Origin of the sequence: Aestuariivirga sp. (genome assembly GCF_046294715.1) — a bacterium.
In the GTDB taxonomy this organism is placed as follows: Bacteria; Pseudomonadota; Alphaproteobacteria; order Rhizobiales; family Aestuariivirgaceae; genus Aestuariivirga.
In genome coordinates this window covers 23809-44938 of record NZ_JBKBKI010000023.1, presented here as the reverse complement: position 1 = coordinate 44938, position 21130 = coordinate 23809, and the positions used below count along the sequence as shown (strand labels likewise).

The 21130-nt window shown below is 67.6% G+C and carries 20 protein-coding genes; 11 read left to right on the top strand and 9 right to left on the bottom strand.

The genetic code is table 11. The features are described from left to right. Nucleotides 1–9: 9 nt before the first annotated feature. The 3 genes from odhB to lpdA are packed head-to-tail and all read left to right on the top strand — an operon-like array spanning nt 10 to nt 3426. Nucleotides 10–1263, top strand: coding sequence for a 2-oxoglutarate dehydrogenase complex dihydrolipoyllysine-residue succinyltransferase (gene odhB / locus ACK4HL_RS14740; protein ID WP_409761644.1), 1254 nt, complete (start codon nt 10–12; stop codon nt 1261–1263). 2 nt (nt 1264–1265) lie between these two features. Further along, the gene (locus ACK4HL_RS14735) at nt 1266–2021 is read left to right on the top strand and encodes an SDR family oxidoreductase (protein WP_409761642.1); all 756 of its coding nucleotides are present in this window, start codon (nt 1266–1268) and stop codon (nt 2019–2021) included. A 16-nt stretch (nt 2022–2037) separates the two neighbouring features. Further along, entirely contained in the window at nt 2038–3426 is a 1389-nt protein-coding gene (gene lpdA / locus ACK4HL_RS14730; protein WP_409761640.1) for a dihydrolipoyl dehydrogenase, read from the top strand. A 14-nt stretch (nt 3427–3440) separates the two neighbouring features. Here the strand turns inward: lpdA and ACK4HL_RS14725 are convergent, their stop codons facing one another. The 5 genes from ACK4HL_RS14725 to ACK4HL_RS14705 are packed head-to-tail and all read right to left on the bottom strand — an operon-like array spanning nt 3441 to nt 8296. After that, nucleotides 3441–4769 (bottom strand): NAD(P)/FAD-dependent oxidoreductase, encoded by a 1329-nt coding sequence (locus tag ACK4HL_RS14725; protein ID WP_409761638.1) that lies wholly within the window; start codon nt 4767–4769, stop codon nt 3441–3443. Nucleotides 4770–4829: 60 nt separating this feature from the next. Further along, nucleotides 4830–5765 carry a tyrosine recombinase XerC gene (locus ACK4HL_RS14720; RefSeq protein WP_409761636.1) on the bottom strand — a complete coding sequence of 312 codons (936 nt, stop codon included), beginning with the start codon at nt 5763–5765 and terminating at the stop codon, nt 4830–4832. A 51-nt stretch (nt 5766–5816) separates the two neighbouring features. Beyond that, the gene (locus ACK4HL_RS14715; RefSeq protein ID WP_409761634.1) at nt 5817–6428 is read right to left on the bottom strand and encodes a GNAT family N-acetyltransferase; all 612 of its coding nucleotides are present in this window, start codon (nt 6426–6428) and stop codon (nt 5817–5819) included. A gap of 24 nt (nt 6429–6452) precedes the next feature. After that, nucleotides 6453–6746, bottom strand: coding sequence for a hypothetical protein (locus ACK4HL_RS14710; RefSeq protein ID WP_409761632.1), 294 nt, complete (start codon nt 6744–6746; stop codon nt 6453–6455). Between the two features lie 50 nt (nt 6747–6796). Further along, complete coding sequence (locus tag ACK4HL_RS14705; protein ID WP_409761630.1) at nt 6797–8296, bottom strand: CoA-acylating methylmalonate-semialdehyde dehydrogenase; 1500 nt, start codon at nt 8294–8296, stop codon at nt 6797–6799. 219 nt (nt 8297–8515) lie between these two features. Between ACK4HL_RS14705 and ACK4HL_RS14700 the strand changes: the two genes are divergently transcribed. Beyond that, nucleotides 8516–9121, top strand: a complete 606-nt coding sequence (locus tag ACK4HL_RS14700) for an N-acetyltransferase family protein (protein ID WP_409761628.1) — start codon at nt 8516–8518, stop codon at nt 9119–9121. Here ACK4HL_RS14700 and ACK4HL_RS14695 read toward each other — a convergent pair. The 4 genes from ACK4HL_RS14695 to ACK4HL_RS14680 form a co-directional block, all read right to left on the bottom strand. Next, entirely contained in the window at nt 9066–9509 is a 444-nt protein-coding gene (locus tag ACK4HL_RS14695) for a hypothetical protein (RefSeq protein ID WP_409761626.1), read from the bottom strand. The genes ACK4HL_RS14700 and ACK4HL_RS14695 overlap by 56 nt on opposite strands. After that, a complete protein-coding gene (locus tag ACK4HL_RS14690) occupies nt 9506–9913 on the bottom strand; it encodes a hypothetical protein (RefSeq protein WP_409761624.1) in 408 nt (135 codons plus the stop codon). The genes ACK4HL_RS14695 and ACK4HL_RS14690 overlap by 4 nt, the downstream gene beginning before the upstream one ends. Before the next feature lie 96 nt (nt 9914–10009). Continuing rightward, the gene (locus ACK4HL_RS14685; protein ID WP_409761622.1) at nt 10010–10981 is read right to left on the bottom strand and encodes a lysozyme inhibitor LprI family protein; all 972 of its coding nucleotides are present in this window, start codon (nt 10979–10981) and stop codon (nt 10010–10012) included. Nucleotides 10982–11012: 31 nt separating this feature from the next. Further along, the gene (locus tag ACK4HL_RS14680; protein WP_409761620.1) at nt 11013–12416 is read right to left on the bottom strand and encodes an FGGY-family carbohydrate kinase; all 1404 of its coding nucleotides are present in this window, start codon (nt 12414–12416) and stop codon (nt 11013–11015) included. Between the two features lie 136 nt (nt 12417–12552). On the opposite strand from ACK4HL_RS14680, the gene ACK4HL_RS14675 reads away from it, so the two are divergent. The 7 genes from ACK4HL_RS14675 to ACK4HL_RS14645 all read left to right on the top strand — a co-directional run bounded on the left by ACK4HL_RS14675 (nt 12553) and on the right by ACK4HL_RS14645 (nt 21129). Further along, nucleotides 12553–13314: a class II aldolase/adducin family protein gene (locus ACK4HL_RS14675; protein ID WP_409761618.1), complete on the top strand. Its 762-nt coding sequence runs from the start codon at nt 12553–12555 to the stop codon at nt 13312–13314. Next, the gene (locus ACK4HL_RS14670; RefSeq protein WP_409761616.1) at nt 13311–14633 is read left to right on the top strand and encodes an NAD(P)H-dependent oxidoreductase; all 1323 of its coding nucleotides are present in this window, start codon (nt 13311–13313) and stop codon (nt 14631–14633) included. Before ACK4HL_RS14675 ends, ACK4HL_RS14670 begins: the two co-directional genes overlap by 4 nt. Before the next feature lie 177 nt (nt 14634–14810). Then, a complete protein-coding gene (locus ACK4HL_RS14665; RefSeq protein WP_409761614.1) occupies nt 14811–15749 on the top strand; it encodes a carbohydrate ABC transporter permease in 939 nt (312 codons plus the stop codon). Further along, entirely contained in the window at nt 15749–16657 is a 909-nt protein-coding gene (locus ACK4HL_RS14660) for a carbohydrate ABC transporter permease (protein ID WP_409761612.1), read from the top strand. Before ACK4HL_RS14665 ends, ACK4HL_RS14660 begins: the two co-directional genes overlap by 1 nt. 44 nt (nt 16658–16701) lie before the next feature. Beyond that, the gene (locus ACK4HL_RS14655; protein ID WP_409761610.1) at nt 16702–18222 is read left to right on the top strand and encodes an ABC transporter substrate-binding protein; all 1521 of its coding nucleotides are present in this window, start codon (nt 16702–16704) and stop codon (nt 18220–18222) included. A 7-nt stretch (nt 18223–18229) separates the two neighbouring features. Next, nucleotides 18230–19813 carry a xylulokinase gene (locus tag ACK4HL_RS14650; protein WP_409761608.1) on the top strand — a complete coding sequence of 528 codons (1584 nt, stop codon included), beginning with the start codon at nt 18230–18232 and terminating at the stop codon, nt 19811–19813. After that, entirely contained in the window at nt 19810–21129 is a 1320-nt protein-coding gene (locus ACK4HL_RS14645; RefSeq protein WP_409761606.1) for an iron-containing alcohol dehydrogenase, read from the top strand. The genes ACK4HL_RS14650 and ACK4HL_RS14645 overlap by 4 nt, the downstream gene beginning before the upstream one ends. The last annotated feature ends 1 nt before the right edge of the window (nt 21130 follow it).

The window sequence follows — 21130 nt, the reverse complement described above, 5'->3', positions numbered from 1 at the left end:
ACAGACAGAATGGCAAAGGAAATCCGCGTTCCGGCTCTCGGTGAATCGGTCACCGAGGCCACCATTGCGAAGTGGTTCAGGCAGGCCGGCGATGCCGTCAAGGCCGACGAGCCGCTGGTTGAGCTCGAAACCGACAAGGTGACGGTCGAGGTTCCGGCCCCAGCCTCCGGCAAGCTCGCCGCGATCTCCGCCGAGCCCGGCAGCACGGTGAACGTCGGCGCCCTCCTCGGCCTCATCGAGGAAGGCGCGGCCGGTGCCGCGCCCGCCCGAGCTGCCGAAGCTCCGAAGAAGGCCGAGGCGGCCGCCCCCGCCGCTGCGGCTCCCGCGGCGCCCGCGAAGGCCGAGCAGCCGCTCTCGCCGGCCGTCCGGAAGATGGTGGAGGAGAACAAGGTCGATACCGCGGCCGTCGCCGGCACCGGCAAGGACGGCCGTATCACCAAGGGCGACGTCATCGCCCATCTCGAGAAGCCTGCCGCGCCTTCGGCGGAGGCCCGTCCGCTGGTGATCCCGGCGGCACCCGCGCCCGCCCCCGCCCCACGCGCGCCCTCGGCCGCGCCCGATGCCGCGCGCGAGGAGCGCGTGCGCATGTCGCGCCTGCGCCAGACCATCGCGCGCCGCCTCAAGGATGCGCAGAACACCGCCGCCATGCTCACCACCTTCAACGAGGTGGACATGTCGGCCACCATGACGCTGCGCAACCAGTACAAGGACATCTTCGAGAAGAAGCACGGCGTGAAGCTCGGCTTCATGAGCTTCTTCGTGAAGGCCTGCATCCAGGCGCTGAAGGAGATCCCGGCCGTCAACGCCGAGATCGACGGCGAGGACATCGTCTACAAGAATTACTATCACGTCGGCGTGGCGGTGGGCACCGAGAAGGGCCTCGTCGTTCCCGTGCTGCGCGACGCGGACATGCTCTCCTTCGCGGGGATCGAGAAGACCATCGCCGACTTCGGACGCCGCGCGCGTGACGGCCAGCTGCAGATCGCCGAGATGCAGGGCGGCACCTTCACCATCTCGAACGGCGGCGTCTATGGCTCGCTGATGTCGACGCCGATCCTCAACGCCCCGCAATCGGGCATCCTCGGCATGCACAAGATCCAGGAGCGCCCGGTGGTGGTGAACGGCCAGGTCGTCGTGCGCCCGATGATGTATCTCGCCCTCTCCTACGATCACCGCATCGTCGACGGCAAGGAGGCCGTCACCTTCCTGGTGCGCGTGAAGGAGAACCTCGAAGACCCGCAGCGCGCGATTCTGGATCTGTGAACATGGCTACGGAAGCGGGCGTCGCCATCGTCACCGGAGGAAGCCGCGGCATCGGCAGGGCCGCGGCGCTGAAGCTCGGCAATGCGGGTTACACCGTCGTCGTGAACTATGCCGCGAACGAAACCGCGGCCGCCGAGGTGGTGAGGGACATCGCCGCCAAGGGCGGCAAGGCCGTGGCGGTGAAGGGCGACGTCGCCAGCGAGGCCGACGTGCTCGCGCTCTTCGAGGCCGCCGACAGGCTCGGCACCCTCAAGGTGCTCGTCAACAACGCCGGCATCATGGGCCACCAGAACCGGCTGGACGAGATGACGACGGAGCGCCTCCGCCGTCTCTTCGACATCAACATCATGGGCTCCGTGCTCTGCGCCCGCGAGGCGGTGAAGCGCATGTCGACGAAGCACGGCGGATCGGGCGGCGCGATCGTCAACCTCGGCTCGGCCGCCTCCGTCCTGGGCGCCCCGTCGCTCGGCGTCGAATATGCCGCGAGCAAGGGCGCCATCGACGTGCTCACGATCGGGCTTGGCCGCGAGGTGGCCTCCGAGGGCATCCGCGTCAATGCCGTGCGCCCCGGCATCATCGACACCGAGATCCATGACAGTTCCGGCATCAAGGGCCGCGTCCAGATGATGCGCGAACAGATCCCGATGAAGCGCGAGGGCAAGGCCGAGGAGGTGGCGGACGCCATCCTCTGGCTCTGCTCGGACCAATCCTCCTACGTCACCGGCTCCATCATCCCCGTGGCCGGCGGGCGCTGCTGAAGAACAGGAAGAACCCATGGCGAACCAGTTCGACGTCACCATCATCGGCACCGGCCCCGGCGGCTATGTCTGCGCCATCCGCGCCGCACAGCTCGGCCTCAAGGTCGCGGTCGTCGAGAAGCGGGAAAGCCATGGCGGCACCTGCCTGAACGTCGGCTGCATTCCCTCGAAGGCCCTGCTCCACGCTTCCGAGCTCTATGCCGAGGCGAGGCACTCCTTCCCGAAGATGGGCATCAAGGCCGAGCCCTCCTTCGATTTCACGAAGATGATGGGCTTCAAGCAGGAGGCGATCGACGGCAACACCAAGGGCATCGACTTCCTGTTCAAGAAGAACAAGGTCGCCGTGTTCCGCGGCACGGGCCGGATCGCCGGCCGGGGCAAGGTCACGGTCGGCAGCGAGACCATCGAGACGAAGAGCATCGTCATCGCCACCGGTTCGGACGTGGCCAGGCTCAAGGGCATCGACATCGACGAGGACCGCATCGTCTCCTCCACGGGGGCGCTGGCGCTGAAGCAGGTTCCGGCTCATCTCGCCGTCATCGGCGCGGGCGTCATCGGCCTCGAGCTCGGCTCCGTCTATGCGCGCCTCGGCGCCAAGGTCACCGTCGTCGAATATCTCGATCGAATCCTCCCCGGCATGGACGCCGACGTCGCCAAGAACTTCCAGCGCATGCTGCAGAAGCAGGGCTTCGCGTTCCGGCTCTCCTCGAGGGTCACGGGTGCCGTGAAGGCGAAGGACAAGGTGACGCTCTCGCTCGAGCCCGCCGCCGGAGGAGCTGCAGAGTCGATCGAGGCCGACGTGGTGCTCGTCGCGGTGGGGCGCGTGCCCTTCACCGAGGGGCTGGGCCTCGAGGAGGCGGGCGTGAAGCGCGACAACCGCGGCCGCGTGGAGGTGGACGATCATTTCGCCACCAGTGTTCCCGGCATCTATGCGATCGGCGACGTGATCCGCGGCCCCATGCTCGCCCACAAGGCGGAGGACGAGGGCGTGGCGCTGGCCGAGATCCTCGCCGGCCAGGCCGGCCACGTGAACTACGGCGTCATTCCGGGCGTGGTCTATACGGCACCCGAGGTGGCCGCCGTCGGCAAGACCGAGGAGGAGCTCAAGGCCGAGGGCGTGGACTACAAGGCCGGCAAGTTCCTCTTCCTCGCCAATGGCCGCGCCAAGGCCAACCAGACCACGGACGGTTTCGTGAAGGTGCTGGCGGACGCGAAGACGGACCGCGTGCTCGGCGTCCACATCGTCGGCCCCGTGGCCGGCGAACTCATCCACGAGGCCGCCGTGCTGATGGAATTCGGCGGCTCCGCGGAAGACCTGGCCCGCACCTGCCACGCCCATCCCACGCTCTCGGAAGCGGTGAAGGAAGCCGCCCTCGCGGTGGCGGGCCGGGCGATTCATTCCTAGGCGAACAGAGCCCCCTACAGCCCCGTCGTCGGCCGCGGCTTGGAGCCGTCGAAGAAACGGGAATAGCGGAAGGGGGCGGGGTCCACGCAGGGGCGCTCGCCCGTCACGATCTCGGCCATCAGCTTGCCCGCACCCGGGCCCAGCCCGAAGCCGTGGCCGGAGAAGCCGGTGCACAGGTGGAAGCCTTCCAGCCGCTCGACCTTCGAGATGACCGGCACCGCGTCCGGCACCGCGTCGATGCAGCCGGCCCAGCGCTCCGCCACCGTCATCGGCGCGAACGCGGGATAATATTCCTTCAGCCGCTTCGCCGCCTCCTCGAGGATGTCGGTCACCGGCTCGGGATCGAGGATGCGCACCTCCTCGAAGGGCGAGACCTCGTCGAGCGCCCAGCGCCGCTTGAGCTTCGCCTCGTCGATGAAGCGTCTGCCCAGCCGCAGCCGCAGCCCGGACCAGTCGAGCATCAGCGCGGGAAGGAACGCGCCGAACAGCCGGAAGGAGTCGGGCACGATGTCGGCCACCGAATAGTGCTGGTGCGTCACCGTATAGCCGCCGTCCATGCGCTTCCTGAAGGTGAAGCCGCCGCCCGAGCAGGTGCGGGTGAGCCCCGTCTCCAGGGGCTCCGTCCGCATCACCGAATTGACGACGGTGAGCTGCGGCAGCGGAATGCCGAGATTGCCGCAGAACCGCCGCGACCAGGCGCCGCCCGCCAGCACCACCGTGTCGCAGGCGATCGTTCCGTGCTCGGTCACCACGGCGCAAACGCGCCCACCCCGCGTTTCGAGACCGCGCACGGCACAGCGCGTGAAGACCTTGCCGCCCTTCCGCCGCAGCGCCTCGGCCATGGCGGGAACGGCGATGAAGGGCTCGGCGCGCGCATCGTCCGGCGTATAGAGCGCCCCCTTCCACCGCCGCGTCGAGCCAGGCTGCAGCGCATTCGCCTCCTCCGCCCCGATCATCCGCGTCGAGAGCCCGGCGGGCCTGGCGTTCTTCTCGTACCAGTCGGCCTTGGCGGCGATCTGCTCTTCCGTCTCGCAGAGATAGAGGATGCCGCAGCGCGTGAAGCCGGTTTCGGCCTCGATCCGCTGATCGATCCCGTCCCACAGCTCGAGCGCCACGCGGATCAGCGGGATCTCGCGCGGGTCGCGTCCCATCTGGCGGCACCAGCCCCAGTTCCGGCTCGATTGCTCCGCCGCGATCTCGCCCTTCTCCAGCAGCACCACGTCGATGCCGCGTTCGGCCAGCTCGAGGGCGGTCGCAACCCCGGCAATGCCCCCGCCGATCACGGAGACGGCGGCCTGTTTCGGAAGTGTCGTGTCGGACGTGATGGTTCTGATGCGCGGCATGATCACGATTTCTAGCCTGCGCTGCGGCGGAGCACCACCCGCGGGCGCTGCATGCCCGCCTCACGCGCGCGGATGGGCCTTGCGATACTGCTCGAGGAGATGCGCCCGGTTCACTTCCGTATAGACCTGGGTGGTGGAGAGGCTGGCGTGGCCCAGGAGCTCCTGGATCACCCGGAGGTCTGCCCCGCCGGCGAGCAGGTGGCTGGCGAAGGAATGGCGGAGCGCATGCGGTGTCGCCGTGTCGGGGAGGCCCAGCGCGCCGCGCAGCCTCGCGATCAGCAGCTGGATCGTGCGGGCGTTGAGCGGCCCGCCCTTCACGCCGCGGAACATCGGCCCGTTCCTGGCGAGCGCGAAGGGGCAGAGCTCCCGGTAGAGCGCAACCGCCTGCCGCGCCACCGGGAGCAGCGGCACGAGGCGCGTCTTGCTGCCCTTGCCGGTGACGCGGAGCACGGGCGCATCCGCCTGCTCGGGCGTGAGCGACAGCGCCTCCGAGATGCGCAGCCCTGAGCCATAGAGAAGGATCAGCACCGCCTGGTCGCGCGCCAGCACCCATTTCGGCGTGTCGCCGGTGGTGAGCGCGTCGCCGCCGACGAGCCGGGTGGCGGAAGCGACGGGGAGCGGCTTCGGCACCGCATGCGGCAGCTTCGGCGAGCGGATCAGCGTCAGTGCGGCATTGCGGAACAGCCCGCGCTTCTCGGCATGCCGGAAGAAGGAGCGCAGGCTCGACAGCTGCCGCGCCAGCGTGCGGCTTTCCGCGCCCGCCATGCGCCGCCTCGCCAGGAAGGCGCGGAAATCGGCAACGCCGAGCCCGGCGAGAGCGGCATTGTCCGGCGCCTCGCCCAGATGGTCCGCCATGAACAGCGCGAACTGCCCCATGTCCCGTGCATAGGCCTCGAGCGTCTTGGGCGACATGCGCCGCTCGGCCTTGAGGCTCTGGAGCCAGGCTTGCGCGGCCGCCGCGGCATCGGGAGCGAGGCTGATGGCGAAATCGGACATGGGGAAAGGCTAGCCCGAGGACGGTTAAGAACCCGCGACTGCGTGGCGCTTTCACCCCCCGATCAGCGGAACGGCGGGGCTCGCATCCTTCGGCAGGTGGCCGGTGAGGCGCGGGTCCGGGTGCACCTCCACCATCACCTGGTAGGGCCGGAAGCCGGAGCGCTGGTAGAAGGCCAGCGCATTGGGATGGTCATAGTTGCAGGTATGAACCCAGAGCCGCGAAATGGGCTTCTCCCACGCCCGCCGCAGTGCCTCGTTCATCAGGTAGCGCCCCGCGCCCGAGCCAACCGCGGAGGGCACGACGCCGAAGAAGGAGAGCTCGCACTGGCCCTCCTCTCGGAAATCGAGTTCGAGGAGGCCGATGTCCTCGCCGTCCTTCACCAGGACGTGGCAATGGACGTCCGGGTCGCCGATGATGGAGACGAGCTTCTCCTCCGGCATGATGAGGCGCGAGAACCACATGATGTCGCGGCCGATGGCGCGGAACAGCGCGCGGAAGCGCTCCGCGTCGCCGGCACCGAGGCGCTGGAGCGAAAGGCCCTCGATCGGCGGAACGGGCCGCGAGGGCGGCCTCTCCGTCATCTCGAGGCAGGTCACCACATTGGCCAGGTGGCCGGGCGGAAGCGGGTGGTATCCGGGAGGAAGCGGCGTCTCGTGCATCATGCCGCTTCCTTAGAGGCGGAGCGCCTATCGCCGCAAGCGGCGGAGATTGGCCTTCACCCGGCGCGCAGAGGGCCCAAGCGCCGCCTGCATGACCTGCTCGGCGCTGGCGGGCGTCCACGGCGCCAGCATCGCCCGGAACACCTCGATCTGCACGGCGAAGCAGGCCTCGGCGAAGGCCATCTGCTTCTCGACCATCATCTTCGTCATCTCCGCCTGGGAGGCGGCGCTGGGCCTCACCATGCCCCACCAGATCACCGGGAGCCGCCTTGCGATGATCTCGGCGGCCGAGAATCCCATCTCGATGTGTGAATGTCTCATCCCACCCCAACAGCAAAGCGGCCCCGGTTGTTCCGGGGCCGCCCGCTCGCTCAGCGCATGGTGGGGATCGAGAACTGCGCGCCTTCCTTGATGCCGGAGGGCCAGCGCGCCGTCACCGTCTTCGTCTTGGTGTAGAAGCGGACCGAGTCCGGCCCGTGCTGGTTCAGGTCGCCGAAGGCCGAGCGCTTCCAGCCGCCGAAGGTGTGGTAGGCGAGCGGCACCGGGATCGGCACGTTGACCCCCACCATGCCGATCTGGCAGCGCGAGGCGAAGTCGCGCGCCGTGTCGCCGTCGCGGGTGAAGATCGCGGTGCCGTTGCCATATTCATGGTCGTTCACCAGCTTCAGGCCTTCGTCGTAGCTCTTGGCGCGCACCACCGAGAGCACCGGCCCGAAGATCTCCTCCTTGTAGATGCGCATGTCCTTCGTCACGTTGTCGAACAGCGTGCCGCCGAGGAAGTAGCCGTTCTCGTAGCCCTGCATCCGGAAGCCACGGCCGTCGACCTTCAGCGTCGCCCCTTCCTTGACGCCGAGGTCGATGTAGCCCTTCACCCGGTCGAGCGCCTGCCGGGTGACGAGCGGCCCGTAATCCGCCTCGCGGTCGGTCGAAAGGCCCACCTTCAGCTTCTCCACCCGCGGCACGAGCTTTTCGACCAGCGCATTGGCCGTCGCCTCGCCCACCGGCACCGCCACCGAGATCGCCATGCAGCGCTCGCCCGCCGAGCCGTAGCCCGCGCCGATCAGCGCATCGACCGCCTTGTCCATGTCGGCGTCCGGCATGATCAGCATGTGGTTCTTTGCACCGCCGAAGCACTGCGCGCGCTTGCCGTTGTTGGTGGCCCGCCCATAGACATATTGCGCGATGGGGGTCGAGCCGACGAAGCCCACCGCGGCGATGTCGGGGTCGTCCAGAATGCCGTCGACGGCTTCCTTGTCGCCGTTGACCACGTTGAGGATGCCGGGCGGCAGCCCCGCCTCGAGGAAGAGTTCGGCCAGCCGCATTGGGCAGGACGGGTCGCGCTCCGAGGGCTTGAGGATGAAGGCGTTGCCGCAGGCGATCGCCGGGGCAGCCTTCCACAGCGGGATCATGGCCGGGAAGTTGAAGGGTGTGATGCCGGCCGCGACGCCCAGGGGCTGGCGCATCGAGTACATGTCGATGCCGGGCCCGGCGCCGTCGGTGTATTCGCCCTTGAGCAGATGCGGGATGCCGCAGGCGAATTCGACGACCTCGACGCCGCGCTGCAGGTCGCCCAGCGCATCGGGAATGGTCTTGCCGTGCTCCATCGAAATCAGTGCGGCGACCTCCTCCGCGTGGCTGCGCGCCAGTTCGAGGAAGCGCATCATCACCCGGGCCCTCACCTGCGGGTTCCTCGCCGCCCATTCGGGCTGCGCCGCCTTGGCGTTCTCGACCGCCCCCCGGAGTTCCTCGGGGGAAGCCAGCGCCACCCGCGCCGAGACTTCGCCCGTGTTGGGATTGTAAACCTCCGCGAAGCGCCCTGAGGTGCCCTTAACATGCTTTCCGCCGATGAAATGCCCGATATCCTTGACCATGCCGCTGCTGCCCGTTCTGGAAATGTGAACCGGCGGTCACGTTAGAAGCGGGCTTGGGCGCCGGCAAGGGCGGGGCGCGGGAACTTCTGCCCGGCGCAAGGCTTAACTCCCATGCTGCAAGCCATGCGTGACGTGCATAGGTTGCGGCTTGCATCTCCCGCACTGCAACATAATCTTAATTTTGCCGTCCGAAATTAAGGTCGAACGGAAAGATCGCCAATGAACCCGCCGCTCAGCCGTTATCGCATCCGCAAGCTCTGGCCCCTCGAAACCGGGGCTTTCCGCCGTCATCTGCTGCGGCTTGACCCCGAAACCCGCCAGTTCCGCTTCGGCTCGGCGGTGAACGACAATTTCCTCGACGCCTATGCCGATTCGGCCCCTCGCATGGGAACGGTGATCTACGGCGCCTTCATCGGCAGCGAGATGTATGCCTCGGCCGAACTCCGCTCGCTCCATCCCCTGGGCGACGAGATGGCGGAGGCGGCTTTCGTGGTGGAAAGCGCGCATCGCCACCAGGGCCTGGGCTCGGCGCTGATGGACCGCATCATCACTGCGGCCCAGAACCGAGGCATTCACCAGCTCCACATGATCTGTGCGCGGGCCAACCAGCCGATGCAGCGGCTGGGCGAGAAGTTCGGCGCGCAGTTCACCATCGACCATGGCGAGGCGCTGGGCGAGATCGAAACGGAGCCGGCAACGCCCCTCACCCTCCTCGACGAGGCGATGCACGACACCACCGATTTCGTCACCGCCGTGCTCGACTGGTCGGTCAGCGGCGGAGCGCCACCGCCGGCACCCAGGCGTAGCCCTCATCATCGAGGATGACGCACTCGCGGAGGCCGTGGGGCTTGTCCATCGCGCCCGCCAGAACGGTGAAGCCGAGGTCCCGGGCCCGCTGTTCCGCCACGTCCGGGTCGCAGCCATAGATCCTGAGTTCCACCCCGGCGCCCCGGCCCTCGACGCCTTGAACCAGGCCGGAGACCGGGTTGTCCGCGAAGGCATGGTCGGCGTGCAGCATGAAGTCCGCGCCGTTGAAGCGGAGCGCCGCGAAATCCTCGTCGTCATAGAAGCTGGTGGCGCCGATCACCTCGGTGGCGAAGGTCACGGCGCGCGCCATGTCGCGAACCAGAAGGTTGAAGCCGATGCCGCGCAGCGAGCGGCCGTAATCTTCCGCCGCCACCGGCGGGGTCTTGCCCTGTGAGCGTTTCTTCATGCGCCCAGGACAACATGTTCCCGGCCTTCCCGCCCGTGCCACATCACGCTGCAGGCGGGAATCCGCTTCGGGTCGGTGACGCCGTGGCGCCTCATGGCGAGCAGGAAGACGACCGCCGCATCGGTCACCGCCTCGGTGAGATCGGCGGCTGCCAGCCCGCCGTCGAGCAGTTCCGTCAGATGGTCTGCCGCCACCCTGGCCATGTCAGCCGCCTCGCCGGGTGACAGCGCCTCGGCCTCCGTCCAGCTCTCGATGAGGTCGTCATGGGTGAGTTCGGCCACGAGCCGCGTCCCGATGCTGAAGGTCAGCTGGCCCGGCTGCGCGGAGGCGCCGGCGGCGAAGCCCGCCGCCCTGTATCCCGGGCAGAGCAGGGTGAAACTCGGGGAAGGCCTGTCGGACTGCATCGCAACACCTCACGGAAACCATGGCCCCTCGAGCATGCGCTCACGAGTTTTCGGGATGGTTAACCGCCTTTCGCAGGCCTTGCGCCGCAACTGGCCTCAGGGGAGTGCCGCGTCCGGCAGCGCCATCCGCTTCACCCCCTCGGTGGGAAAGCGGCACTCATAGCTCCCCTCGGCATAGGACCCCACGGCGTAAGGGTCGAAGCTCACCGTGATCTCCTCTTCGCCGATGCTCCAGCGCGAGAGGTCGCGCACCGTCTCCGCGATCGTCGCATCGCGCGAGGCCTCGTCATAGGGAACATCGCCCGCCTCCGGCACGCGTCTGGCACGCTCGGCGTCGATCTGCTTCTTGCACCAAAGCGTGAGGATCGCGGCGGACGGCTCGGCCAGCACATCGCCGAGCGCGAGCACCCGGCCGGAGGCCATGTCGACGTTGATGCTGGAGGTGCCGTGATTGCCATGGGCGCCGCCCTGGTTGACGTAGAAGTCGTGCCGCGCCGAGATCAGACGCGGCGAGGCATAGGTTAGGCTGAGCCCCGCCTGCAGGGCATAGACCATGCCCTGCGAGTCTTCGCCGTGCGGCCCGAGCTTCGCCTGCTGGATGATCTCGTCCACCGCGGCGTTGAACGCGGTCTCGCCCGGCGTCTTCGGTTCCGCGAAGCGGAATGCGGCGATGTCGATGTCCCACTGCTGCGGAGTCCCGTCCTGCACGGTCAAGACGGGGACGAGCCTTCCCGGGGCACCCGGCCCGCCTTGAGGTTTGCCCGAGAGCAGGCTCAGCCTGTCCTCGCTCTGCTGGCGCACGCAGGCGGCCATGCCTTCGCCCATGCCGCTGCAGAATTCCCGCCGCGCGATCCAGCGCTTCTGCGATTGCGCCAGGATCGCCTGGCCCGCAGGGTCGAGCCCTGACTTGGCGGCGGCATAGGCCTCCCCCAGCGCATCGTCGGCCTGTTTCAGAGCGGGATCGGCGCAGATCGCCTTTTCGACCTCCGTCCTCGCCTTGGCGCAGTCGAAGGCGAGGGCGGGCGTGGCGAAGACGAGCAGCGAGAGTACTGCAAGACGGATCTTCATTCCTGTTCTCCTCGCATCCCCCTTGCAGGCGTCATCTCTTCTCATGAGCCAACCTCCTCCACTTTGCGTGATACTCTTCCAGTCCGCCGACCCGCGCCGCACTCACCGTTGCGAGCTTCAGCGCGATGGTGGGAAGCGTGCCGTCATCTGCGATGAGCGCCAGCGCCGCCGCGCCCGCCGTCGTGCCGTCGCGCAGTGCCGAGGCCTTCACCGCCTGCCTGGGCCGGAGCTGGGCGAGCAGCGCCAGCAGCACCCTGTTCTGGGAGAATGGCCCGTCGACGATGATCTCATCCCTGGAAGCGATGGCGTCGAGCTGCTCGGAGACCATCTGCGCGCAATAGAGTGCCGCGAGCGAGGCCTTCTCTTCGTCCGAAACGGGAGGCGGGCCCGCGATGCGCCCCCGCCCGCCGGACTGCGGCACCGGTCCGCCCGACACCGTGAAGGAGGGAACGGCCCGAGTGCCGCGCGCCACGAGCCTTGCCACGCAATCGAGGCCCGCCGCCTCCGCCGGGGCCCCTTGCGCCACCGCCTCGAACTCCTTGCCGCCGAAGAACCGGCTGCAGCACACGTTGCGGCCCAGAACGTCGGTGTTGGTGTTGGTGTCGCGATCGGGATCGAGCACGTCGAGCGAGGTCGAAGGATCGAAGCTGATGCTCCAGGTTCCGGTCGAGACCAGCGTGAAGCGGTCGAGGCCGGCGCAGACATAGCGCATGAAATTGGCGGTCGAGTCGTGGACACCCCCCAGCACCTGGCCTTCGCCCCGGAAACTCCCGCCGCGGAACTCCGGCTTCAGCCTGCCGATCCTCTCCCAGGCCCTGGCGCGCGGCGCGAAAAGCCTGTCCCAGCCGAGGTCGCGGGCCATGCGCGAGGGCGCCTGCGCCGCGACGTCGAGAAGATGCGTCTGGCAGGCCATGGAGGAGATCTCCGTCACCGCCACGCCGCTCAGCCGGAAGCCCACATACTGGATCCACGGCAGGAGCGTCGTGACGCGGGAGAAGGCCTCCGGCCACATGCGCTGCTGCCAGTAGAGCTGCAGGCCATGCGTCAGCGCCATGGGCAGCAGCGGGCAGTAGGCCTCATCGAAGCCGGGCATGATCTTCCGGTACTCCGCCACGATCTCGGGCGGCGGCTCGCTCGTGTAGTCCATCACCGGCAGGGCGAGAGCGCCCGTAACGTCGAGGCACGCCATGGCCGCGCCATGGGCCGACGGCACGATCATGTCCACCGGCAGGATGCGGTCGAGCTCGGGAAGGGCTTCCCGGCACAGCGCCACCATCGGCTCGGGGTCGATCCAGCGATAGGGCGGGCCTTCCGCGTGGCGGCTTGCCGCCTTGCGCTCTGCCACAAGCTCGCCCGCGGGCGAGAACAGCGCGATCTTGGTGTTGGTGTATCCGGCATCGACAACCGCGATGCCGCGCGGATCCTTCTCGCCCATGCGCCCGTCCAGTCACTTGCCCGCGCACTCTCTCGCATCCGGCGCATGGGCGTCAATCGTCATGCACACTTGTGGGGCGAGGGGGGAGCGGTCTATAGCGGCGCCCCAAGAACACTCACCGGGAAATGACGCGACAATGGCGAAACTCAAGTACCTCGATCTCCGCCAGGCGGTGATCGACACCTGCCTCAGGATGAACGAGGAGGGCATCAACCAGGGCACCTCTGGCAATGTCAGCGTCCGCACGCCGGAAGGTTTCCTGATGACGGCCTCCGGCATCCCCTATGACCGCATGAAGCCCGAGCACGTCGTCGAGATGGACCTCGACGGCGGCTACGTCGGCGAATACCTGCCCTCCACCGAATGGCGCATGCACATGGACATCTTCAAGCACCGCCCCGAAGCCGGCGCCGTCGTCCACACCCACTCGATTTACGCCACCGCGCTCTCCTGCCTCAGGAAGGACATTCCGCCCTTCCACTACATGATCGGCATCGCCGGCGGCACCACGCTGCGCTGCGCCACCTACGCCGAATACGGCACGCAGGAGCTTTCGGACGCGATGCTGAAGGCCATGAAGGACCGCCAGGCCTGCCTCCTCGCCAATCACGGCCAGATCGCCTTCGGGCCAAACCTCGAGAAGGCGCTGTGGCGGGCGGGCGAGGTCGAGACCCTCTGCCACCAGTACTGGGCAGCACTTCAGGCCGGAAAGCCCGTGCTCCTGAACGAGCGCCAGATGAAGACCGTGCTCGCCCGCTTCAAGACCTATGGCAAGCAGCCGGACGAGCTGAAGACGGGCGATGCCCTCTCGGTCATCGGCCCCGTCCGCCGCGATGCGCCGAAGAGGGCCGCGCCCAGGGTGCTGGCCGCCCGCAAGAAAGCCGGGAAACCGGCGTGATCAGAGGCGTCTCCCCGCTCGTCGCCGAACTCGAGGCCCGCGCTGCTGCGGGGAGGCCCGTCACCATCGGTCTCGCAGGCTGCGGCCAGATGGGAACCGACATCGTGGTGCAATTGGCCCGCATGCCGGGTCTGCGCCTCGGCGCCGTGGCCGAGATGCGCCCGCCCCAGGCGAGGGCCGCCGCCGCGCTCGCGGGCTTCGGCGAGGACCGGACGGTTTACGCCGACACCTCTTCCACGATCGACTCGGCGATCGAGAGGGGGCTTCTCGCCATCACCCAGAGCCCCGAGGCGCTGGCCCGCTCAGGCCACATCGACGTGGTGATCGACGCCACCGGCAACCCCGACGTCGGCACCCAGTTCGCGCTCGATGCCATCGCCAACGGAAAGCACGTGGTGATGCTGAACGTCGAGGCCGACATCACCATCGGCCGCCACCTCCATGCCGAGGCCCGCCGCGCCGGCGTCGTCTACACCGGGGCCGCGGGCGACGAGCCTGCCGCCACGCTGGAGCTGATCGGCTTCGCCCAGTCGATCGGCCTCGAGATCGTGTGTGCCGGCAAGGGCAAGAACAACCCGCTGAAGTTCGATGCCGTGCCCGCCGAATACGAGGCGGAGGCCAGGGCCCGCAACATGAACGCCAGGATGCTCGTCGAATTCGTCGACGGCTCCAAGACCATGATCGAGATGGTGGCGATCGCCAATTGCACCGGCCTCGTGCCGGACGTTCCCGGCATGCACGGCCCCGCCGCCACCCGCGAGGAGCTCGCCTCGGTGCTGATCCCGAGGGAGCATGGCGGCGTGCTCTCGAGGAAGGGCTGCGTGGATTATTCCATCGGCAAGGGTGTCGCCCCCGGGGTCTTCTGCGTCGTCACCACCGACCACCCGCGCCTGCAGGAGCGGCTGGTCGACCTCAAGCTGGGCCAGGGCCCCTATTTCGCCCTGCTGCGCCCCTACCACCTGACGAGCCTCGAGGTGCCGCTCTCCGCCGCCCGCGCCGTGCTGCACCGCCAGGCCGACATGGTGCCGCTCGAGCAGCCGGTGGCGGAAGCCGTCACTCTCGCCAAGCGAGACCTGATGCCGGGCGAGGTGCTGGGCCGCATCGGCGAGACGGATTACCGCGCCTGGGCCATGACCCATGCCGAGGCCCGCAACGCCAATGCCATGCCGTTGGGTCTCGCCCAGGGTGCGCGCGTGGTGAAGCCGGTCAAGGCCGGCCAGCACATCACCTACGACAATTGCGTGCCGGATGAGTCACTGGTCGTCACCCGCATTCGCCGCCGCCTCGACCAGTCCGACACCCGCTTCCATCAGCTCTGAAGACACGGCCGACATCGGCATACCGCATTGCAACATCATGTTTGCACTGCAAAATCACCGATCGGTGAAGCGCTCCGGGTTGACTTCGCGCGGATGCCCGAACTACTGTCCCTGCACTTTTGCAATTCCAAAATAACAAATGCACTGCCCGCGCGGCGGGCCATGGGAGACCGTCTGATGCCTGCGAACACCGCCAGCATCGCACCCGGCGAGGCGCCGCGCCTCGCGGAGCGCCGTCCGTGGCTGCCGCGCTGGCTCTCCTCCGAGCATCCCTTCCCCTGGCTTTTCCCCGCCGCCGCGCTGATGGCGGTGTTCGGCATCTACCCGCTGCTCTATGCGATCTGGCTGTCGCTCTACAAGCGCAACGCCGCCACCCGCAAGATGGTCTTCGACCCGGACCATAACTGGACCAAGATCCTCTGGGACGAGCGCGTGTGGAACGCGCTGATGAACACCTTCGTCTACACCGGCGTGGCGCTCGTCTTCCAGCTCGTGCTCGGCATGCTGATCGCCCTGCTGCTCGATTCGGACCGCAAGGGCTATGGCGTGCTGCGCGCCATGATGACGCTGCCGCTGGTCATTCCGCCCGCCGTCACCGCCATGATGTTCCTGCTGATGCTCAACGGCTCCTTCGGCGTGCTGAGCCGCGGGCTCATCGCCACCGGCGTCCTGCCGCCCGGCTTCTCCATTCTCGGCAGCGCCAACACCGCCATGGCGGGCGTGCTCCTCGCCGAGATATGGCAGTGGACGCCCTTCATGGTGCTGATCATGCTGGCGGGGCTCCGCTCGCTGCCGAAGGAGCCCTTCGAAGCCGCCGCCATCGACGGGGCGAGCGCCGTGCAGGCCTTCTTCCGGCTCACGCTGCCGATGATGTCGAAGGTCATCGCCATCGCGGTGCTGATCCGCGGCATCGACCTGTTCCGCGCCTTCGACTACGTGAAGGTGATGACGGATTCGGGCCCCGGCACGGCCACCGAGACGCTCACCTCCTATGCCGGCCGCATCTATTTCGGCAACGCCGACTTCCCCTATGCCTCGACGGTGGCGCTCCTGACGCTGATCATCGTCATCCTCGTCTCCTCCGCCTTCATGAAGGCCTTCAAGGTCAAGCTCTGATGGAAAGCTCCCGCCCGTTCCGCATCCTGCGCGACATCGCCGCCGTGGTGGTGGTGGGACTGTTCATGTTCCCCATCTTCTGGTGGGCGCTCACCTCGGTCAAGCCGATCTCTGCCATCTTCGACAAGGACCGCGTGGTCTTTTTCGATTTCGAGCCGACCTTCATCAACTATGGCGTCACGCTGTTCGGCCAGTCGCGCTCGCAGCTCGCGATCGACCAGGGGATCGGCATGGGCGTGGGCGGCGCCGAGGCCTATGATTCGCGCCAGTCGATCCTCGAATCGATCATCGTCTCCTTGGGCGCCACCGCCATAACCATGGGTGTCGCCGTCTTCGCCGCCTACGCCATCTCGCGCATGATGTTCCGCGGCCGCGGCGCCTATCTGAACTGGGTGCTGGGCCAGCGCTTCATGCCGCCCATCGCCATCCTCATTCCCCTCGTCACCATCTACAAGACGGCGGGCCTGCGCGACACCGACAACCTCTACATGGGCTATCTCGGGCTCATGCTGATCTATGCGCTGATGAACCTGCCCATCGCCGTCCTCCTCATGAAGTCCTTCCTCGACGACGTGCCGAAGGACGTTGACGAGGCCGCGATGATCGACGGCGCCACCCGCTGGCAGACCTTCCGCAAGGTGGTGCTGCCGATGGTGAAGGGCGGCGTGGCCGCTTCCGCCGTCCTCGTCTTCATCTTTTCCTGGACGGAATTCCTCTTGTCTCTCTTCCTCACCACGGCGATCCGCACCGTGCCGGTGAAGATCCAGACCTTCGTGACCTCGACGGGCAATGAATGGGGCTTCATCGCGGCGCTCGGCACCGCGGCGATCATCCCGAGCTTCGTCTTCATCCTGCTCGTCCAAAAGAATCTGGTGCGCGGCCTCACGCTTGGCTCCCTGAAAGAGTGAGGACGCGCGCGAGAACCTGAGCTCAAACCCATGGGAGGACCTAAATGAGCTTTAAAGACCACGACAAGAAAACCTTCATCGCCGATACGGCGCGCGATTTCGCCGCCCGCCGCATCTCCAAGCGCGACTTCATGAAGAAGATGGCGCTGGCCGGTGTCGGTTTCTCGGCCTTCTCCGCCGGCCTTCTCGGCAACACCCGCGGCTTCCGCGGCGACATGAGCCTCATCGGCTCCGAGGCCATGGCGCAGGACGCCTCCGTCACCCAGTGGCTGAAGGACGTGGGCGCCCCCTTCAAGGGCACCAAGATCCGCTACACCTCGGAGGCAACCCCGCCCACCGTCGTCCTCGACAAGCTGAAGCAGGAGTTCACCGAGCCGACCGGCATCGAGGTCGAGATCGAGATCGTGCCGTTGGAGCAGGTTCTCGCCAAGGCCACGCAGGACGTCCAGGGCCAGCTCGGCACCTACGATCTTTACTATCTCGACCAGTCATGGGTCGCCACCTTCAGCCAGGACACGATCGACCCCGTCCAGTACTACAAGGACAAGCCCGATCTCGCCATGCCCGGCTTCGACTGGGACGACTTCTCGAAGCCGCTGGTCGATGGCCTCGCCCTCTATGAAGGCAAGTGGGGCGGCATCCCCTTCGACATCCCGATCTTCATGCTGATGTACCGCCAGGACATCCTCGAGAAGCACGGCATCGCGGTTCCGACCACGCCGGAGGAATTCACCGCCGCGATCCAGAAGATCACCGAAGCCGAGAAGGCCAACGGCATGTTCGGCACCGGCCTCCAGGCGAAGTCGGGCCACTACTCGCTGAACTGCGACTGGACCCAGATGGTGTGGAACGAGGGCGGCTCGATCTTCGGCGCCGACAAGAAGTTCAAGGGCAATGACGAGGCGGCCGTGCGCGGCCTCGCCATGTACCAGGAATGGGCGAAGAACGCCCCGCCGGAGTCGCTCAACTCCACCTGGGACGGCCAGTTCCAGATGATGGCCGCGGGCCAGTGCGCCCTCGTCCAGTCCTGGGACGAGTTCTTCCCCGGCCTCGACGCCGACGATTCCAAGGTCAAGGGCCTGTGGATGCCGGCCAAGCCGCTGGTCGGCAAGCCGCTGCGTCCGCTCTCCGAGGTGGGCTTCGGCGAGATCCCCAACTACGCCCACCAGGGCGGCTCGATCCTCGGCCTCTCGAAGTACTCGAAGAACATCGACGCGGCCTGGCTGTTCATGCAGTGGGCCTGCTCGAAGGACGTGATGACCCGCTGCACGCTGCTGGGCGGCTTCGCCCCGATGCGTCTCTCCTCCTTCGCCGACGAGCGCGTGAAGGCCAAGGCCGTGGTCGGCCCCGGCACCACCCGCCACCTCGACATGGTGAAGTGGATCATCGACAACAACATCGCCTCCGAGCCCGACATGCCGCTCTGGGCCGGCTTCTCGAACAACGAGATCCCGGTCAACCTCGGCAAGCTGCTGACGGGCCAGGACTTCGGCGGCGACCCGAAGAAGTGCATGGACACCATCGCGGCGGCGATCGATGCCGCGGTGGCCGAAGCCGAACTCTGATCACCTCATGCGGAGGCGGCTTCCCGCCGCCTCCGCGTCCATTCATTCCAGCGGCTCCTCATCCATGCGCGGCGATCTCGTCATCGGCATCGATTCATCGACCACGGCCACCAAGGCCATCGCCTTCGACCCCTCCGGGCGGAGCGTCGCGGAAGGCCGTGCGCCAATTCCGCTCGCCAACCCGAAGCCCGGCTGGTTCGAGCAGGACGTCTCGGACTGGACTGGCTCGGCGGCGAAGGCGCTGAAGCAGCTCACCCGCAAGATCGATGCGAAGCGCATCGCCGGCATATCCATTTCCAACCAGCGCGAAAGCTTCGCGCAATTCGATTCGCGCGGAAAGCCGCTTCGCCCCGGCACCATCTGGCTCGACGAGCGCGCCCAGGCCGAGGTGAAGGAGATCGCCGCCGAACTGGGTTCGGAAAAGCTGCACCGCATCTCCGGCAAACCCGCCGACGTCACACCCTGCCTCTACCGCTGCCGCTGGCTTTCCGCCCACATGCCGAAGATCTGGGCCAGAACTTCCAAGACTGCCGAGGTGCACGGCGTCGTCACCCATTTCCTCACCGGCGAATGGGCCACCTCGATCGCCTCCGCCGATCCGATGGGCCTGATCGACGTCGAGGCCTATGACTGGTCGGACGCGATCCTGAAATCCGCGCGCCTCACGCGCGAGCAGCTGCCGCGTCTCCACCGCACCGGCGAAATCATGGGCGAGGTGAGTGCGGAAGCCGCCAAGCTCACCGGCCTGAAGCCAGGCACGCCCGTCATCGCCGGCGGCGGCGACGGCCAGTGCGCCGGCACCGGGGCCAACACCTTTCTCGAGGGCCGCGCCTATGTGAATCTCGGCACCGCCGCCGTCTCGGGCAGCTATGGCAAGCACTACGCCGTGGACCGCGCCTTCCGCAGCATGGTGGCGGTGGGCGAGGAGGGCTTCTCCTTCGAAACCGCCATCCGCACCGGCACCTTCCTCGTCAACTGGATGGTGGAGCGCCTGTTCAACGTGAACCCGGCGAAGAACCCCACGATCTTCAAGACGCTCGAGGCCGAGGCCAAGGCCTCGCCCATCGGCGCACATGGCCTCGTGCTCGTGCCCTACTGGTCGGGCTGCATGACGCCCTACTGGGATTCGGCCGCGCGCGGCGTGATCGCCGGGCTTTCCGGCAATCACGGCCGCGGCGACGTCTACCGCGCACTCCTCGAAGGCGTGGCCCTCGAGCAGGCGATGATGACCAACAAGGTCGCCGCGGCGACCCGGCCCATCACCCATTTCGCCGCGGTGGGCGGGGGCTCGCGCTCCGATCTCTGGTGCCAGATCCTCGCCGACGCCGCGGGCCGCGAGGTGAAGCGTCTGGAGACGGCGGAAGCCTCGGCCCTGGGCGCCGCCATGGCCGCCGCCAAGGGTGCGGGCTGGTACGGCACGCTCGCCGAGGCCTCCGCCGCCATGTCCGGCAAGCCGTCGAAAACCTTCCGCCCACGGACGAAGGACAGCCGCCGCTACCAGGAGCTCCTCGCGATCTATGCCGAGCTCTGGCCGGCCCTTTCACAATGGAACCAGAAACTCGTCGCCTTTGCCGCAAGCGAGCGTAAATGACCGACTGGAATGAACTGATCGCCGACGTCGTCGCCGGCAGGTGGAAGGACCCCGAGACGGGAAAGCCGGCGAGCGTGCCTTTCGAGGTGATCCGCATCGAGGAGGATCTCGACGGCGGGGAGGCGGACGTTCTCGCGCCCCTGAACCTCGGCAAGCGCCTGGCCGTCGTCTCGGACGTCAACACCCATGAGGCGATGGGCCGCCGCGTGGCGAAGCACCTGAAGGGCCTCGGCACCATCGACGAGCTGGTGCTTCCCGGCAACACACACTGCGACGAGCCGACGGTCGCCATGGTTCAGGAGAAGACCCGCCACGCCGACGCCATCGTCGCCGTGGGCTCGGGCGCGCTCTCCGACACCTGCAAATACGCCACCTTCAAGGACGGCCGGAAATACGCCACCTTCGGCACCGCCGCCTCGATGAACGGCTATGCCGCCTCGACCGCCTCGGTGACGCTCGCCAGCGGCTACAAGACCTCGCTTCCCGCCCATGCGCCCCGCGGCATCTTCCTGGACCTCAAGGTCACCGCCGCCTCGCCGCACTGGCTCTCCGCCGCCGGGCTGGGCGACTCGCTCTGCCGTCCCACCGCGCAGGTCGAATGGTGGACCTCGCACCGCCTCTTCGGCACTTTCTATTCGGGCGTGCCCTATACGCTGATCGCCGCCGACGAGCCCAGGATGATCGAGACGGCCGCCGGGCTTGCCCGGCACGACATCGCCGCCAACGGGCACCTCCACCGCGTGCTCACGCTCTGCGGCCTCGGCGTCTGCTTCACCGGCGTCTCGCACCACGGCTCGATGGGCGAGCACCAGGTCTCGCACTGGATCGACATGTTCTCCGGTCCCGCCCACCCGGGCTCCACCCACGGCCAGCAGGTGGGTGTCGCCTCGCTCGCCATCGCCAGGCTCCACCACGAGCTCCTCGCCCTCGATGCGCCGCCCCTCATCCGCGCCACCCACATCGACGAGCGCGAGTTCATCGACCGCTACGGGCCGGAAATCGGCCGCATCTGCTACGCGGAAGCGAAGAAGAAGTCGTTCGACCGTGCGGGAGCGGAGGCCTTCAACCGCAAGCTCGCCGAGCTCTGGCCGGCGCTGCGCCAGGAGCTTCGCCCCATGCTGATGGACCCGGCGAAGATGAAGGCCACGCTCCAGGCGGCGGGCGGCCCCACCACGGCGACCGAGCTCGGCCTCTCCCGCAAGATCTGGCGCGACGCCATGAAATTCGCCCGCGACGTGCGCAACCGCTGGTCCTTCCTCGACCTCGCGGACGATGCGGGCCTCCTCGACGATTTCCTCGACCGCGACGAACAATAGG

Bases quoted from the DNA above. Each gene is read 5' to 3' on its own strand.
- ACK4HL_RS14720 (WP_409761636.1), bottom strand. From the start codon at position 5,765: ATGTCCGATTTCGCCATCAGCCTCGCTCCCGATGCCGCGGCGGCCGCG.
- ACK4HL_RS14695 (WP_409761626.1), bottom strand. From the start codon at position 9,509: ATGAAGAAACGCTCACAGGGCAAGACCCCGCCGGTGGCGGCGGAAGAT.
- ACK4HL_RS14675 (WP_409761618.1), top strand. From the start codon at position 12,553: ATGGCGAAACTCAAGTACCTCGATCTCCGCCAGGCGGTGATCGACACC.
- ACK4HL_RS14680 (WP_409761620.1), bottom strand. From the start codon at position 12,416: ATGGGCGAGAAGGATCCGCGCGGCATCGCGGTTGTCGATGCCGGATAC.
- ACK4HL_RS14655 (WP_409761610.1), top strand. From the start codon at position 16,702: ATGAGCTTTAAAGACCACGACAAGAAAACCTTCATCGCCGATACGGCG.
- lpdA (WP_409761640.1), top strand. From the start codon at position 2,038: ATGGCGAACCAGTTCGACGTCACCATCATCGGCACCGGCCCCGGCGGC.
- ACK4HL_RS14715 (WP_409761634.1), bottom strand. From the start codon at position 6,428: ATGATGCACGAGACGCCGCTTCCTCCCGGATACCACCCGCTTCCGCCC.
- ACK4HL_RS14725 (WP_409761638.1), bottom strand. From the start codon at position 4,769: ATGCCGCGCATCAGAACCATCACGTCCGACACGACACTTCCGAAACAG.
- ACK4HL_RS14700 (WP_409761628.1), top strand. From the start codon at position 8,516: ATGAACCCGCCGCTCAGCCGTTATCGCATCCGCAAGCTCTGGCCCCTC.
- ACK4HL_RS14660 (WP_409761612.1), top strand. From the start codon at position 15,749: ATGGAAAGCTCCCGCCCGTTCCGCATCCTGCGCGACATCGCCGCCGTG.
- ACK4HL_RS14665 (WP_409761614.1), top strand. From the start codon at position 14,811: ATGCCTGCGAACACCGCCAGCATCGCACCCGGCGAGGCGCCGCGCCTC.
- ACK4HL_RS14645 (WP_409761606.1), top strand. From the start codon at position 19,810: ATGACCGACTGGAATGAACTGATCGCCGACGTCGTCGCCGGCAGGTGG.
- ACK4HL_RS14685 (WP_409761622.1), bottom strand. From the start codon at position 10,981: ATGAAGATCCGTCTTGCAGTACTCTCGCTGCTCGTCTTCGCCACGCCC.
- ACK4HL_RS14650 (WP_409761608.1), top strand. From the start codon at position 18,230: ATGCGGAGGCGGCTTCCCGCCGCCTCCGCGTCCATTCATTCCAGCGGC.
- ACK4HL_RS14705 (WP_409761630.1), bottom strand. From the start codon at position 8,296: ATGGTCAAGGATATCGGGCATTTCATCGGCGGAAAGCATGTTAAGGGC.
- odhB (WP_409761644.1), top strand. From the start codon at position 10: ATGGCAAAGGAAATCCGCGTTCCGGCTCTCGGTGAATCGGTCACCGAG.
- ACK4HL_RS14710 (WP_409761632.1), bottom strand. From the start codon at position 6,746: ATGAGACATTCACACATCGAGATGGGATTCTCGGCCGCCGAGATCATC.
- ACK4HL_RS14735 (WP_409761642.1), top strand. From the start codon at position 1,266: ATGGCTACGGAAGCGGGCGTCGCCATCGTCACCGGAGGAAGCCGCGGC.
- ACK4HL_RS14690 (WP_409761624.1), bottom strand. From the start codon at position 9,913: ATGCAGTCCGACAGGCCTTCCCCGAGTTTCACCCTGCTCTGCCCGGGA.